Raw genomic sequence first — 15,000 nt, 5'->3', positions numbered from 1 at the left:
GTGAGTTAACTAAACTTGTAATAAAATAACAAAATACACCTAAATACCTACTTGTGGGTATTTAATTTCATTGTTTTGTTGTTTTTTAATTACATTAATGCCATTATTCACGTGCATCCCCCTGCTCAAATGCCACATTTCGTCACAAAATGACGTTTTACTTCACACTTTTGATCTTGATCACACTTATCGTTATCCAAAATTGATCTAAGTCATGTTCATCCCTTAAGTAATACCTCAAAATACCTACATAATAAATATATAGGAATACTTATGAGCAAAGTCAGACTGGTTATTATCGGTAATGGTATGGTTGGCCACCGTTACATCGAAGATTTAGTAGAAAAAGCAGAAATTGAAAATTTTGATGTAACCGTGTTTTGTGAAGAACCCCGCGTTGCCTATGATCGTGTCCATCTCTCTTCTTATTTCTCTCACCACACTGCAGATGAATTATCGTTAGTAAAAGAAGGCTTTTACGACAAACATAATATCAATGTATTGATTGGTGAACGTGCGATTAATATTAACCGCTCGCAAAAAATCATTTATTCAAACTCAGGTCGTGAAATTAAGTACGACAAGTTAGTGATGGCGACAGGGTCAAAACCTTGGGTGCCGCCAATTAAAGGTAACGAAAGCAAAGACTGTTTTGTTTACCGTACTATCGAAGATTTAAAAACTATCGAAGCAACAGCAAAACGCAGTAAAAGCGGTGTTGTTATCGGCGGTGGTTTATTAGGACTTGAAGCTGCTGGTGCATTGAAAGCACTAGGTGTGGAAACACATGTAATTGAGTTCTCGCCGGTATTAATGGCAGAACAGCTAGACCGTGAGGGCGGTGAGCAACTACGCAAAAAAATTGAAAAACTGGGCGTGCAAGTGCATACCAGTAAAAACACCTTGGAAATTGTTGCTAAAGGCGAAACCGCACGTAACACCATGATGTTTGCTGATGGCACCACGCTTGAAGTTGATTTCATCGTCTTCTCAACGGGTATTCGCCCACAAGACAAACTGGCACATCAATCTGGTTTAGCAACAGGCCGTCGTGGTGGTATCACCATTAGTGACCATTGTATTACGAGCGACAGTGATGTTTACGCCATTGGTGAATGTGCATCTTGGAATGAACAATTCTTTGGCTTGGTTGCACCGGGTTACAAAATGGCACAAGTTGCTGTTGACCATCTATTAGGTAACGACAACGCATTCGAAGGCGCTGACATGAGTGCAAAGCTTAAATTGCTTGGTGTGAAAGTTGGTAGTATCGGCGATGCCAATGGTCGCACACCAGGTTGTAAGAGTTTTGTTTATCTTAATGAAACAGAAGAAGTATACAAACGTATTATCGTTTCTGAAGACGGTAAGAAGTTATTAGGTGCGGTATTAATCGGTGATACATCGGATTACGGTAGCTTGTTACAACTTAAGCTAAACGACATGGACTTGCCAGAACATCCAGATAGCTTGATTTTACCTGCCCATGCGGGTGGTGATAAACCGGCAATGGGCGTTGAAGCATTACCTGATGCTGCTGTACTTTGTTCTTGCTTTGATGTGACAAAAGGTAAAATTGCTGCTGCAGTTGCTGATGGCCATACGACGATGGGCGAAATCAAAGCAGTAACGAAAGCGGGTACCGGTTGTGGTGGTTGTGTACCACTTATTACGCAAGTACTGAATTCGGAACTGGCTAAATCTGGCATTGAAGTGAAAAACCACTTATGTAGTCATTTTGAATATTCTCGTCAAGAGCTATTCCACCTTATTCGTATCGAAGGCATTAAAACCTTTGAAGAGCTATTAACTAAATACGGTAAAGGTTACGGTTGTGAATTCTGTAAGCCAATCGTAGGTTCTATCTTGGCGTCTTGCTGGGGTGACCATGTATTAAGTCGCGACAATGTTGGTCTGCAAGATACCCATGATAACTTCCTTGGTAACATGCAAAAAGATGGTACTTATTCAGTTATTCCGCGTATGGCTGGCGGTGAAGTTACACCTCAAGCATTAGCGGTACTGGCGGAAGTTGCTGCAGAGTATAACCTTTATACTAAAATCACTGGCGCACAACGTATCGGTTTATTCGGTGCCCACAAAGGTGACTTACCAACAATCTGGAAAAAACTGATTGCTGCAGGATATGAAACCGGTCAAGCGTATGCAAAAGCACTACGTATGGCGAAGACATGTGTTGGTAGTACTTGGTGTCGCTTTGGTGTGCAAGACAGTGTTGCTTTAGGTGTGTTACTTGAAAACCGTTATAAAGGTATTCGTACGCCACACAAAATGAAATTCGGTGTATCAGGTTGTACCCGTGAATGTGCTGAAGCACAGGGTAAAGATTTAGGTATTATCGCAACAGACGCTGGTTGGAACATGTATGTGTGTGGTAACGGTGGCATGAGCCCTCGTCACGCAGACTTACTGGCTTCAGATTTAGATGAAGCGACGTTACTTCAATATGTAGACCGATTCATGATGTTCTATATACGTACCGCAGACAAGTTACAACGTACGTCGGTATGGATGGATAACCTAGACGGCGGCGTTGATTATTTACGTGAAGTGGTTGTTAACGACAAACTGGGTATCAATGCGCAGCTTGAAACAGACATCAACAAACTAATTGGTGAGTTCAAATGTGAATGGTCTGACGTTGTTGACAGTGAAGAGCAGCAAACACGTTTCGCTCACTTTATTAACTCTAAAGAGCATGACAGTAATGTGCGCTTTGTTCCAGCACGTGACCAACATCGTCCGGCTACAATCGCAGAAAAAGATACATACGCAATCACAGTGGGAGAGCACGCATGAGTAAATGGATTAACGTTTGTCAGTTAAACGACATCACCCCAAAAACCGGCGTTTGTGCACTGATTAATGGTAAGCAAGTTGCGATTTTCCGTCCACGTGACAACGATGAGTTATTTGCTATCGACAACATGGACCCATTTGCTAAATCAAACGTGCTTTCACGCGGTATTATTTGTGAGCATGACGAGCAACTTTGGGTAGCAAGCCCGTTGAAGAAACAACGTTTTAACTTAACGACAGGTCAATGTTTAGAAAATGACTTGGTGGCACTGGCGACGTATAAAGTGCGTGTGAACAAAGACGCTGTCGAGATCAGCGCTTAAGACGCACTGTGTGAATAGCGACAAGATTTTATAGTTCAAGGGTGCTAGCCACCAAAGGCTAGCACCTTTTCCTATACGATTTTGCTTTATTATTTACCTTTTTCTTATAATTTTACTTTTAATTTTGAATATTCTTGGAGTTCTTATATGTCTGCTTTAAAACCTGCTGAATTCGTTCAGACCATGATTGATGTTGGCGAAGCTAAAATTCGCACCAGTAGTAGGGATCTTGTTTTACGTGGCACTATGGCTGGTATTATTCTTTCTTTAGCCGTTGTTGTTGCTATCACGGCGATTGTGCAAACGGGTGTTGGTCTGGTTGGCGCGTTAGTTTTCCCTGTTGGTTTTTGTATTTTAAGTTTAATGGGTTATGACTTGTTAACGGGTGTGTTTGGTCTAGCGCCATTGGCTAAATTTGATAAGCGTAGTGGTATTACTTGGGGTCGCATTCTACGTTGTTGGGGTTTTATTGGTCTAGGTAACTTGATTGGTTCACTCATCGTTGCTTTCCTTATCGCACTTATATTTACGACTAACTTCAGTGTTGAAGCTGGCGCAGTAGGGCAAAAGTTCATTGGCGCGACGATGGCGCGTACAGTTGGCTATGCTGAGCATGGTTTTGATGGTTGGATCACGGTATTTGTTAAAGGTATTTTGTGTAACTTAATGGTTTGTTTAGGTGTTATTGGTAACATGACTGCACGTACGGTTGCAGGTAAAATCGCGGCAATGTGGCTACCAATCTTCATCTTCTTCTCGTTAGTATTTGAACATGCTGTTGTTAACATGTTCTTATTCCCACTGGGTATGTTGTTAGGCGCTGATGTTGGTGTTGCTACTTGGTTAAATTGGAACCTTATTCCAACGCTGCTAGGTAACCTTGTAGGTGGTCTACTATTTACATGTATTCCGTTATATCTAACGCACGCTAAAACAGCGCCAGCATTAACTGATAACGTTGAAACTGCAACAGCTGGTAAAACAGCTAAAGCATAATCATGTTGTGATTTGCATCGTTTAGAATAATTAATAAACGCCTCCTGGTATTCGTTATGAATGAAGAGGGCGTTTTTGTTTGTAAATGAAACCAGTCGTTGATGCGGTTGGTTTTTTTATATTCAGTCGTTACCCCTCTAACCCTTAAATCAGCCCTTTATCGAGTTTATCTGCAATCTTGTAAGAGTTCTGCTAAACTGCGCGACATATCGTTTTTGTTGTGTTTAGTAAGGTCATTATGGGTTTTTCTGCTTTAAATCTTAATCAAAATTTAATTAATACTGTTACCAAGTTAGGCTATGAAACGCCGACACCAATTCAAGCTCAGGCTATTCCAGCAATTCTGGAAGGGCGTGACATTATGGGTGGTGCACAGACTGGTACAGGTAAAACAGCTGCATTTGCATTGCCTATTATCCAGCAACTAATGGCTCAACAGTTAACAGCTAACGCATCAGAAGAAACTGGCAAAAAGAAAATCCGTGCTTTGGTATTAACACCAACACGTGAGCTTTCACAGCAAGTGCACAAAAGCTTTGTTACGTATAGCGAAGGTAGCGAACTAACAGCTGAACTTGTTTACGGTGGTGTTAGCATTAACCCACAAGTAAAAGCGCTGGCTCAAGGTGCAGACATTTTAGTTGCAACACCTGGTCGTTTACTTGATCTATTAGATCGTGAAACGCTAACACTTGAGTTTGTTGAAAAGATCGTATTCGATGAAGCTGACCGTATGTTAGATATGGGCTTTATGGAAGAGATTCGTCGTATCTTGAAGCACCTACCGAAAAAACGTCAGACAATGTTGTTCTCGGCAACCTTTGATGAAGCGATCTTTAAATTAAGCAAAGGCTTATTAAACGATCCATTATTAGTGGAAGTTGATACGCGTAATGCAGCGGCTGAACAAGTAGAGCAAATCTTTTACGCAGTTGATACCGATCGTAAACGTGAATTAACGTCTTACTTGATTGGTTCACGTAACTGGCGCCAAGTACTTATCTTCACTCGTACTAAGCAGGCCGCTGATAGCCTAGCAAAAGAAATGTGTAAAGATGGTATTAAAACAATCGCAGTACACGGTGATAAATCACAGGGCGCACGTGAACGTGGTCTTGAAGATTTTAAAGCGGGTAACGTTCGTGCATTAGTCGCGACAGATGTTGCTGCACGTGGCCTTGATATCGAACAGCTTAAGCATGTAATCAACTTTGAATTACCGTTTAAAGCAGAAGACTACATTCACCGTATCGGTCGTACAGGTCGTGCTGGTTTATCTGGTACTGCAACGTCTTTAGTTAGCATCGGTGAAAACTGGTTGTTAGAAGAGATTGAAACACTGCTTGATACCCGTTTAGTGGCGCAATGGTTACCGGGTTATGAACCTGACCTGAGCAAGCCTGTTGATGACGGTCGTAATAGCGGAGGTCAAAGCAAAGGCAATGGCCGTAACGATGACAAACGTCGTGCTAAAAACCGCTCTTATGGTAAGAAAACCAATAACCGTGCGAAGAAAGATACTAAACCTGCTCGTTAGGAAAAATCGCTAGGCAAGTTACTAGATAAAGTCGGTAATTGTATTTAGCACTAGATTAGTTATATAAATGGCTAAGGTTGAGAGACCTTAGCCATTTTTGTTTATCAGAACCCGCCAAAACTTGCCTCGCAGATAAAATACGATTAATTTAGCTATATACTCAATATAGCACTCAAAGTTTTACGTTAGGAACAAGCATGGACTCAGTTACACAAATCGTATTAGGTGGCGCTGTCGCTGCCGCGATAGGCCATAAGCAACTCGGCAGAAGCGCCGTAGTTATCGGTGCTGCTTTGGGCACGATACCTGACTTAGATGTTTTTATGCCAGCAGATGATGCTGTCGCAAGCTTTACCGAACACCGCAGTTTTTCGCATTCCTTGTTTGTATTATTTCCATTTGCGTTTATCTGCTTTGCGGCCCTCAGGTTTAAATTTAAAAGTGATGTGATATCCAATCAACGGCTATTCTGGCTATGTTGTTTAACATTAATCACCCATCCGCTGCTTGACGCATTCACAAGCTACGGCACGCAATTGTTTTGGCCGTTAGCTGGCAATCCTATTTCTATCGCCTCTATCTTTGTCATCGATCCCTTGTATACCATCCCGTTATTAGTTGGCTGTGTCTATTTGTGGCGCAGTAAAAATAGTGATGAGAGTAAGCAAAAGGCGAGGCGGGTTAATCATATTGGCTTGTTGCTCAGCAGTGGTTATTTGTTACTGAGTGTATTAATACAAAACCAAATGCAAAATAAAGTCGATGCAGCCTTACAAGCACAGGGGATTCCTGCGTCTAAGGTATTCCTGTCTCCGCTTTATCCAAGTCTTAACTGGTGGATAGCGGTCGTTGTTGATGACGGTATTTATTATGACGTTACCCTGAATGTACTGACGAATACGTTAGATATATCGGCACAACAAAATCTCGGTTATGGCGTGATAGATGTCACGACACCGGCGTTAACCTCGCTTGATTGGTTTACCAATGGGTTTATTCGTTTAGAAGAGGTTGAAGGACAATTAGTTGCGACAGACCTAAGAATAAAAACCGGCCATGTTGGTTATGCTTTCAAATTCGCCTTGGCAGAAAAAGAAACAGATGGTTGGAAAGCGATCTCGCCATTAAGGCTGTAACGCTGCACATTAATCGCTTTATTCATCTGCCATTCAGCTTGTTTGGGTATACTTCTTATCTATAGTAAACTAATTGTTAATAGTAACAGCTAGCCTGTTTGTAATAATAAAGTTCACCTTTCTTTTAATGTATGAAGTAGGTATATGCGAGACTCAGACAAAAAGTTTTCCAAGTTAATCAACAAAGCATCCCGCAAAGCAACGTCCCTTAAAGAAGATGGGCTGGCGAGTATTGCTAAGCTGCAAAACCGTTATTTTTGTATCGGTATAACAGGCTTAAGTAAAAGTGGTAAATCGACCTTTATCACCAGTTTAATTAATCAATTAATGCACCATGAGAAAGCCAGCTTAGCAGGTTTTTCACCGGTATTGAGTGAGCGTTTGCTTGGCGTGAAAATGCACCCATTAGCTGACACCAATATTCCGGTATTCCCGTATGCAAAGAACTACCAGAGCTTAACGCAAGCACAAGCAAAGTGGCCAGCGTCAACGACAGACAGTAGTGGTTGTTTACTGGAATTAAGATTATCGCGTGCTGGACGACGTTTAAACCCGTTAAAAGCAGAGCAGTTTTCTCTGTTCTTAGAAATTCGTGATTATCCGGGTGAATGGTTACTCGATTTACCGCTGCGTGAAATGAGTTTTGCGCGTTGGAGTGAACAGTGCCAAGGACAATACCAAGCATCGCCACGACGTGAGTTAATGGGGCCTTTATTTGACGAATTAAGTCAGTTAGATCCGTTATCGGCTGTCGACCAAAGCGTATTGAAATCGTTAAACGCGCAGTTTGTGCAGTTCTTACATGACTGTAAATATAAGCACAGTAGTTTAAGTTTGATCCAACCTGGACGTTTCTTATTGCCTGGTTCGGTAGAAAATAGCGAACTGTTAAACTTTGTGCCGCTACTTGGTTGTCATAAATACAGTGAAGATGCGTTAAGTGACGCCGCTGAAAACAGTTATTACAAGCACTGTCAGCGCAATTATCAAGGGTATGTAAAAGAGTTAGTTGACCCTTTTTATAAAAACTTCTTTAGCCGTATTGACCGCCAGTTAGTGCTGGTGGATGTCGTAAATACCTTAAACGCAGGGCCTGATTATCTTGATGATATGCGCCAAGCCTTAACCAGTATTACCGAGAGCTTTTCGTACGGTAGCCAAAATAGATTCGCGCAATTATTCAGACCCAAGATCGACAAGGTGGTGTTTGCGGCGACTAAGATCGATCAGGTATTGAGTGAAGATCATGATGCCGTACGGCAATTATTGGGCGTCATTGTCAAACAAGCTTATAAAAGTGCACAGCATGAAGGGGTACAGCCAGTTTGTGAAGCAACCGCAGCAGTACGTTCTTCTAAAGAGATAAAACATCAAGGCGATCGCGGTATTGCTGGGTGTGGTGTGAATGGTAAACCAATTGGTTATATTCACCCAACCATACCCACACGTATACCTGAAGGCGAACAGTGGCAGCCATTTTTAGATTGGCAAATACCCTTGTTAAATCCGCCACAAGGATTGTCGTTTAGTAACCAAGATGTATTACCACACATTCGAATTGATAGTATTTTAAATGAATTAATAGGGGACAAATGCCTATGACCAAGCAAGGTAAAACCATCGACATGCAAGCTGACGACTTGGTTGCAACGCCAACGCGTGAAGCCAAAGTGTTTATGCCCGATCTCGATAATGATTTAAGCCAAGTACCCGTTTCAATCACTGCAGACGATGGCATTGATGAAACATACAGTGGACTGACGTTAGAAGCACTACCAATCAAAGGTCTAAAATCGTTTGTTATTGGTGCAGCGAGTATCTTCGGTGTCATGTCATTATGGCAAATATACACCATCTTCCAAAGTGCATTAGCGTTACATTGGATTATTGCTGCGGGCTTTTCTGGTTTGTTAACCATCGTTACTGTGCTGGCATTACGCAGTGTATTCAGCTTCATGTCAGATAAAGAAAACATGGCAGCATTAGCGGGTATACAAGATAAAGCCGAGCAGTTAAAAGCCACTAATGATGTTGGTCAAGCCAAAGGGCTTATCGCTAAGCTAACGCAGTTTTATAAGGGCAAACCACAAGCGCCATTACTGGCAAAATGCATTAAATCTATGCCTGATTACAGTAATGATAAAGAAGCCATGGTTCATCTTGAGAATGTATTTTTAGCACCATTAGATAAAGAAGCACTGCAGCGTGTCTCAAAATACAGTGTGCAAACGGGTGTTGTGGTTGCAGCAAGCCCGTGGGCAGCCGTGGATATGTTATTAGCCTTGTGGCGCAGCATGAAAATGATTGATGAGGTAGGGCAGGTATACGGTATGCGTCCTTCGCTGGCGAATCGTTACAAGCTATTAAAAAGTGTGCTGCGTTATTTAGCTTTAATCGGTGTGAGTGAACTTGCCCTTGATGAAATGTTACAAGAATTTGGTACCACGAGTTTAGCGGGTATCACGGGCGCGCGTTTGAGCCAAGGTGTTGGTGCAGGTGTGTATACAGCGCGTATTGGTTTAGCGGCGGTAACAGCGTGTCGACCAATTGGTTTTTCGGCAGATAATAAACCCAAACTGAAAGATTTTATAAAGCGTATTTTACAACGGATGAATGGTTAAGTCGTTATTAACCAAGACTGGCAGTACTGGTAACGGTTAATTTCCTTATTTTCGTTTGAAATAGTCTATCATTGAAGCTTATAGCGTTAATTATATTATTGTTTTATCTATGTTTAATAGCAGGTTTAATAGTAGGCTTAATGTCAGGTTTAATGATAGGCTATCACTCATTACAAGAAGTCTTACATGAAGTAAGAACGTTTCTGAACGGTTAAAGGAGTTAATTATGTTGGAATACGTTGCACTAGGAATACTGGTGTTTGTTGCTATTGTGCTGTTTTATGGTGTTATCGTTATACATGATATTCCCTATGAAATTGCAGTTCACCGAAATCATCCTCACCAAGACGCCATTCATGTTGCCGGCTGGGTAAGCCTCTTCACCTTACACGTACTTTGGCCATTCTTGTGGATTTGGGCAACCTTGTACCGCTCTGATCGTGGTTGGGGTTTTTCTGATGGTCATTCAAGTAAAGAGCACATCGAAAAATTAGAACTAGAACTTAACGAAGTAAAACAACGTCTTAATACGTTAGAAGGAGGGAGTGAATAATGGATTTATTACTCATATTAACGTATACCGCTTTTTGTATCGCGATATTCAAAATATTTAAGATCCCACTTAATAAATGGAGCGTACCAACAGCGGTCCTCGGTGGTATTATTTTGATTGGTGGACTGGTTTTTACCATGAACTACAATCATCCGTTTTCAGAAATTAGCCGTGAATACTATGTAACAACCCCGATTGTGCCAGCGGTTAATGGTAATGTCATTGAAGTGCCGGTTGAAGCAAATCAATTGTTAATGAAAGGTGATGTGCTTTTCAAGTTAGACCCAAAACCATTCCAAGATAAGCTTGATTCAATTGAAGCGAACCTCGTTGTGGCAACGTCAGACTTCAAACGTGCGAAAGAGCTGTACCGTAAAGGTATTGGTAAACAACGTGATGTAGACCTTACTCGTGGTCAAGTTGATGATTTAACAGCTAAACGCGAATTAGCACTATTCGATCTAGATAGTACAATTGTCCGTGCACCGACCGATGGTTATGTAGTGCAACAAGCATTACGCCCAGGTATGCGTGCTGTGAGCTTACCGCTACGACCTGTGATGGTATTTAAGCATAAAGGGGATAAAATGCTTGTTGGTTGGTATCGTCAAAACAGTATGCTGCGTCTTGAAAAAGGCTCTAAAGCAGAAGTGATCTTTGATGGTCTACCAGGTAAAGTATTTAGCGCGAAGGTTGTTGGCGCTATTCCGGCTATTCCAGAAGGCCAAATTCAAGCATCGGGCACGTTAATTTCTGTGCAAACGGCACGTTTTCCTGGTCGTATTCCAGTGTTATTTGAAATTGATGATCCCCGTTTTGCACAATACAGCGATGTAATGATGGGTGGCGCGTATGGTCAAACGGCTATTTACTCTACGCATTTTGAGCATGTGGCTATTATGCGCAAAGTCTTGTTACGTATGGCGTCGTGGATGAACTACTTCTTCCCATTCCACTAATACTGCTTTAATGCATGTTTCGTTAACGGTTTAGTTAAAGATGTTATTCAAAGGGGTTGTAGCTTAGGCTATAACCCCTTTTTGTATTAAAGCTATTTCTTTATGGGTACAATGAAGTCTTTTTCACGATTATCGATCGATATCGAAACGAATCACACATCACAATATCACTGGGAATTTCAACATGAGTAGCACTAATTCAAATGAGAACAACTGTAATCAATGCCATGAGCCACTTGCTTGGAAAGCAGGGCTGTATCATTGCGTTAGCTGCAATCAGGATTACAAAAAGATAAGCTTTTGCCCTGACTGTAATGCAGAACTTGAAAAGCTGCAGGCGTGTGGTGCGACCAATTACTTTTGTAATACCTGCAACTCATTGAAATCTAAAAGCCGTGTAACGCATCAGTTCAAGGTTGCTTAAGTGATGCACATGCTAATGCCGTTGTATTGTTTAGTATGTACAGTGTAGTGGCTGGGTAATCGTTACCATTTCATATTGCTAACTTGCAACATGGGCCTGAGTTATTTATCATCAAGTTAATTGAGTTTAGTTAATAGTACTGAGTTTATAGTACTGAATTAAGAGTGAAATTCCATGACACAGAAAGCATCAACAGAAGTGCAAGCTGAATCTACACGCATTGCTAACGGTATTAAAAAACCAGGTCAGAGTCGCGAGCAGACTAAATTGATCGCAGCTGGTATCGAGAAGGGTATCGCTGAGTACAAGAAGCAGCATAAAGCTAAGTCTCGCCAGCTCGATAAGCAGAAAAAACAAAAAATAAGAGCGAATGCAGCGGCAGCAGAGCAAGACAATAATGTAGAGATTGAAAGTGAACAAAAGCAAGTAAGGTCAAGCCGACTACCTTGGGCATTATTAGCACTAAGCTGGGCAGGATTTGCTGGTTACCTAGTGCAAATCGGTGTGCTTGTCATAGGTTAAATATTTCTGTTCCATTAGTTGTCGACCAATAGCTTAGGGTGATAGCCCTAAGCCGTTCCTGCCTCAAAGTGGCTTAGAGCCTTAACTCATTCACAATATGTTCATGTCGATTTGCCATATATTTTATCATGTAAAATTTACTAACTAAGTTAATCCTACTTATTTGTAAACGCGGATTAACCGTATTCAGATCTATCATTAAACATCCCTGCTTATTGACCTAATTATTTAAGTAAAGCAGGGATATAAAGAAGTGAGTCAAATATTAAAGGGATAGCTAATTTAGCCGTATTTTAATACTTCATATTGAGGTGCTAATGGCCTCAGCAGCAATGCTATCTCACATCGACAACTTTACTTGCTCGTTGATAACGTATTTTCCAGCCATTGAACTTCGGCAGCTCCCAGCGTTTGGGTTCTGTTTTTCGTTGTCCTCTGAGGTAGTGTAATTTTATTTGTTTGCTGTTAACAAGGTATTCGACCTGTAATTCTATATCCGCCAATTTAATGGCTTGTGGATGACGTTGATCAAAATCGGCTCTTTCCCATTCAGGTATACCTTCAAAGCTGATGTCTTGAGCTTCAATTAACGTCAAATCAGCCAGCGTTTCAACCCCTAAATCAACCAGTGAATCATGGATAAAATCGGCAGGCGTAGGGAGCGCATCAATAACTTTTTTGTTCTGTGGTGAGCTATTCAACATGAGATAGAGCTGATAGGCCTTTATATCCATTTCAAGTCGGTCATGCAGGCCTTTTAATAAACGATTATCTCCAATCAACGTGGTTAAAATCGGGATAATTTGATCTGTAGGTGGACTTGCAAGCTGTGACTCTATGGTTCGTCCGGCGTAGATACGCTTGTTCTCGACGAGGATCTTGTTGTTTTTAATACGTGGTTGCGTGCACTCAATGTTGCCGAATCCCAGTTTGGTGAGTGTCGCAAGTGGCATCGGCATGATGCAAGTAGCTAGCGTCTTGGTTTCTTTAGTACCGCGCCCAGGAATGGCGTGGGTATTTAAAATCAGCGCCGCTTGGTTACTATTATTGTCTGGTGCATCGCCCAGTCGAGAATTTTTGGCAGGGATGACCTCGATATAACCGTTGGCTAACACACCCCGTTTCTTTTCTCGCTTTACAAAACACAGATCATGTTGTGCGCTAGCGATTGCAGCGCACAACTCCAGCCGATTATAAGCAACCAGTCCTGAGTTCGCTGTTTTCAAACCAACAACAGTCTTCAAGTCAAATGCCTGTTTGATTTGCGCTGCGTTTTGTCTGGCTTCGGCAATGGCGCTGTTGTTGAGTATGACGAGTTCCCGTTCGATTAGCTGTTCACAAGACTTGGGTCTAACACAGGCAATCAATAACTCCGCATCGCATAAACTCGGTAACAAGGTATTTAATTCTTCAATTTGTTGGGCGTTGTTACTGAGTTGATAGAGTGATTGATTAACACATAATGCCGCAGCTAAGTCGATCATCGCCAGCTGTAATGCTGGTGTGGGCATCGATAAGATCAGGTGCGCAAGGTGACTATCCAAAGGCAGCGGATAGATACGCTTGCCATGTGCTGTGGCTAGGTTTTGTGGGTCTATCGCCTTAATGCGCTGCAGATTGGTCAATGCCAGTTGTAATGAGGAATTAGGCAAGGGATTGATAAAATCCAATTGGGTAATATCTTCCTGCGCACAGGCACTCGATAGCACCATTTCGGTTAAATCTTCACGTAGTATCTGGGCCGGTGTTTCTGCTTTGAGTGGGGCAAACTCACCAAAGAGTTGAATACACAGGCCATCCATGACACGACCAGCACGCCCCTGGCGTTGTATCGCACTCGATCTGGCTATGGGCTCAAGGCTTAATACCGTTCTACCACCGCGCAGGTGAGTACGCCTTTCTAATCCTGAGTCGATGACACAACTAATATTGGGAATGGTGAGACTCGTTTCTGCCACGTTAGTCGCGAGAATGATGCGCCGTTGCGGTTGACGGTTTAACGCTTGTCGTTGCACCGTTTGATCGCTACCAGCGTGTAAAGGCAATATGAGCGTGCTGTTGCAGGCTTCATCTCGCGCTAAGCTTTGGGCTATTTGTTGGATTTCTTTTTTGCCGGGTAAAAAAACCAGAATATCACCCTGATTGTATTGCGCTAAGCTCAAGGCTAACTGCAGCGCTTGTTTAACGCGTAGATCTAATTTGTCGCTGTGCGGCATTAATCGCATATCCGTGGCCACATAGCGAGATTCAATTGGAAAACAGCGCCCCTGAGCCGTGATTTCTTGTGCGCCAGTATAACTGGCTAAACTTGCACTGTTTAAGGTTGCTGATGTTAATATAAGGCGATGGCTTTTTCGCTTATTGAGTATCGCGAGCAATAAATCGGTATCCCAGCGACGCTCGTGAAACTCATCGAGCATCACCACATCAAAGTGCGCCAACTGATCTTCAAATAACCAGCGCAGCGCTACACCCGGCGTAGCGAATACCACGTTAGTTTGTGGCGTGTATTGGTTATCAAACCGAATGGCATACCCTATTTTTTTACCCACGGGGCTAGCTGATTGTGATGCAAGGTATTGTGCAAGGGCAAGGCAAGCAATACGTCTTGGTTCGATGACCAATACACGCCCTAATGACTGTGCCCAAAGTGGCAGGTGCGTTGATTTACCACTACCGGTATCCGCGCTGATGATGATGTCACTGTGTTGTAATGTGTCGATGACCTGAGTTTTTATCGCATTTATCGGAAGTTGTCGCTGCATATCTGAAGATGTGGTCATAGGTATTTTATTTAGCACATAAGAATATGCTGCGAATTATAATATTAATGACAATAAATAGATAACTTTAACTTCACTGCTCTTTTTTCACAGTTCACTCCATCAGGAGTCAAAAAGAGTTTTATTTATGTTCAGACAAGACCCCTATAGTGACGACTTTATATGATTCAGCCACCCCAAAATGGCTTAGAGTAGTTACTCACACGCAATATATTCATATCGGTTTGCCATACATTTATTCTGCATATTGAATTTATACTGTGTTATTGATATTTTGGTGAGTCGAGACGTCTTACTGTACAAACGTTAACTGACTAGAGGAAATA

General features: G+C 42.0%; 12 protein-coding genes. 11 read left to right on the top strand and 1 reads right to left on the bottom strand.

Features of this window, described 5'->3' with window-relative positions; genetic code table 11:
- The first annotated feature begins 273 nt into the window (after nt 1–273).
- The 11 genes from nirB (at nt 274) to A923_RS0102715 (ending at nt 11,891) form a co-directional block, all read left to right on the top strand.
- Nucleotides 274–2,820 carry a nitrite reductase large subunit NirB gene (gene nirB / locus A923_RS0102760; RefSeq protein ID WP_017220118.1) on the top strand — a complete coding sequence of 849 codons (2,547 nt, stop codon included), beginning with the start codon at nt 274–276 and terminating at the stop codon, nt 2,818–2,820.
- On the top strand, nt 2,817–3,143 hold the full coding sequence (gene nirD, locus A923_RS0102755; RefSeq protein ID WP_017220117.1) for a nitrite reductase small subunit NirD: 327 nt from the start codon (nt 2,817–2,819) through the stop codon (nt 3,141–3,143). Before nirB ends, nirD begins: the two co-directional genes overlap by 4 nt.
- 147 nt (nt 3,144–3,290) lie before the next feature.
- Nucleotides 3,291–4,139: a formate/nitrite transporter family protein gene (locus A923_RS0102750; protein WP_017220116.1), complete on the top strand. Its 849-nt coding sequence runs from the start codon at nt 3,291–3,293 to the stop codon at nt 4,137–4,139.
- Nucleotides 4,140–4,377: 238 nt separating this feature from the next.
- Nucleotides 4,378–5,676, top strand: a complete 1,299-nt coding sequence (locus A923_RS0102745) for a DEAD/DEAH box helicase (RefSeq protein ID WP_017220115.1) — start codon at nt 4,378–4,380, stop codon at nt 5,674–5,676.
- A gap of 197 nt (nt 5,677–5,873) precedes the next feature.
- A complete protein-coding gene (locus A923_RS0102740; protein WP_017220114.1) occupies nt 5,874–6,812 on the top strand; it encodes a metal-dependent hydrolase in 939 nt (312 codons plus the stop codon).
- A gap of 144 nt (nt 6,813–6,956) precedes the next feature.
- Nucleotides 6,957–8,414, top strand: a complete 1,458-nt coding sequence (locus A923_RS0102735; protein WP_017220113.1) for a YcjX family GTP-binding protein — start codon at nt 6,957–6,959, stop codon at nt 8,412–8,414.
- A complete protein-coding gene (locus A923_RS0102730) occupies nt 8,405–9,433 on the top strand; it encodes a TIGR01620 family protein (protein ID WP_026006031.1) in 1,029 nt (342 codons plus the stop codon). Before A923_RS0102735 ends, A923_RS0102730 begins: the two co-directional genes overlap by 10 nt.
- A 223-nt stretch (nt 9,434–9,656) precedes the next feature.
- The gene (locus tag A923_RS0102725; protein ID WP_237716162.1) at nt 9,657–9,986 is read left to right on the top strand and encodes a DUF3302 domain-containing protein; all 330 of its coding nucleotides are present in this window, start codon (nt 9,657–9,659) and stop codon (nt 9,984–9,986) included.
- Nucleotides 9,986–10,945, top strand: coding sequence for an HlyD family secretion protein (locus tag A923_RS0102720; protein ID WP_017220110.1), 960 nt, complete (start codon nt 9,986–9,988; stop codon nt 10,943–10,945). Before A923_RS0102725 ends, A923_RS0102720 begins: the two co-directional genes overlap by 1 nt.
- Before the next feature lie 184 nt (nt 10,946–11,129).
- Nucleotides 11,130–11,369 carry a zinc ribbon domain-containing protein gene (locus A923_RS22705; protein WP_083849948.1) on the top strand — a complete coding sequence of 80 codons (240 nt, stop codon included), beginning with the start codon at nt 11,130–11,132 and terminating at the stop codon, nt 11,367–11,369.
- A 174-nt stretch (nt 11,370–11,543) separates the two neighbouring features.
- Nucleotides 11,544–11,891 (top strand): DUF2956 domain-containing protein, encoded by a 348-nt coding sequence (locus tag A923_RS0102715; protein ID WP_017220109.1) that lies wholly within the window; start codon nt 11,544–11,546, stop codon nt 11,889–11,891.
- Between the two features lie 335 nt (nt 11,892–12,226).
- Here A923_RS0102715 and A923_RS0102710 read toward each other — a convergent pair whose 3' ends face one another.
- On the bottom strand, nt 12,227–14,674 hold the full coding sequence (locus A923_RS0102710; RefSeq protein ID WP_017220108.1) for a helicase-related protein: 2,448 nt from the start codon (nt 14,672–14,674) through the stop codon (nt 12,227–12,229).
- Nucleotides 14,675–15,000: the final 326 nt, after the last annotated feature.

Origin of the sequence: Moritella dasanensis ArB 0140 (assembly GCF_000276805.1) — a bacterium.
GTDB lineage: Bacteria > Pseudomonadota > Gammaproteobacteria > Enterobacterales > Moritellaceae > Moritella > Moritella dasanensis.
This window is presented reverse-complemented; position numbering and strand designations above follow the sequence as displayed.

Coding starts and splice junctions, on each gene's coding strand:
- A923_RS0102740 (WP_017220114.1), top strand. CDS start 5,874: ATGGACTCAGTTACACAAATCGTATTAGGTGGCGCTGTCGCTGCCGCG.
- nirB (WP_017220118.1), top strand. CDS start 274: ATGAGCAAAGTCAGACTGGTTATTATCGGTAATGGTATGGTTGGCCAC.
- A923_RS0102720 (WP_017220110.1), top strand. CDS start 9,986: ATGGATTTATTACTCATATTAACGTATACCGCTTTTTGTATCGCGATA.
- A923_RS22705 (WP_083849948.1), top strand. CDS start 11,130: ATGAGTAGCACTAATTCAAATGAGAACAACTGTAATCAATGCCATGAG.
- A923_RS0102750 (WP_017220116.1), top strand. CDS start 3,291: ATGTCTGCTTTAAAACCTGCTGAATTCGTTCAGACCATGATTGATGTT.
- A923_RS0102715 (WP_017220109.1), top strand. CDS start 11,544: ATGACACAGAAAGCATCAACAGAAGTGCAAGCTGAATCTACACGCATT.
- A923_RS0102745 (WP_017220115.1), top strand. CDS start 4,378: ATGGGTTTTTCTGCTTTAAATCTTAATCAAAATTTAATTAATACTGTT.
- A923_RS0102735 (WP_017220113.1), top strand. CDS start 6,957: ATGCGAGACTCAGACAAAAAGTTTTCCAAGTTAATCAACAAAGCATCC.
- nirD (WP_017220117.1), top strand. CDS start 2,817: ATGAGTAAATGGATTAACGTTTGTCAGTTAAACGACATCACCCCAAAA.
- A923_RS0102710 (WP_017220108.1), bottom strand. CDS start 14,674: ATGACCACATCTTCAGATATGCAGCGACAACTTCCGATAAATGCGATA.
- A923_RS0102730 (WP_026006031.1), top strand. CDS start 8,405: ATGCCTATGACCAAGCAAGGTAAAACCATCGACATGCAAGCTGACGAC.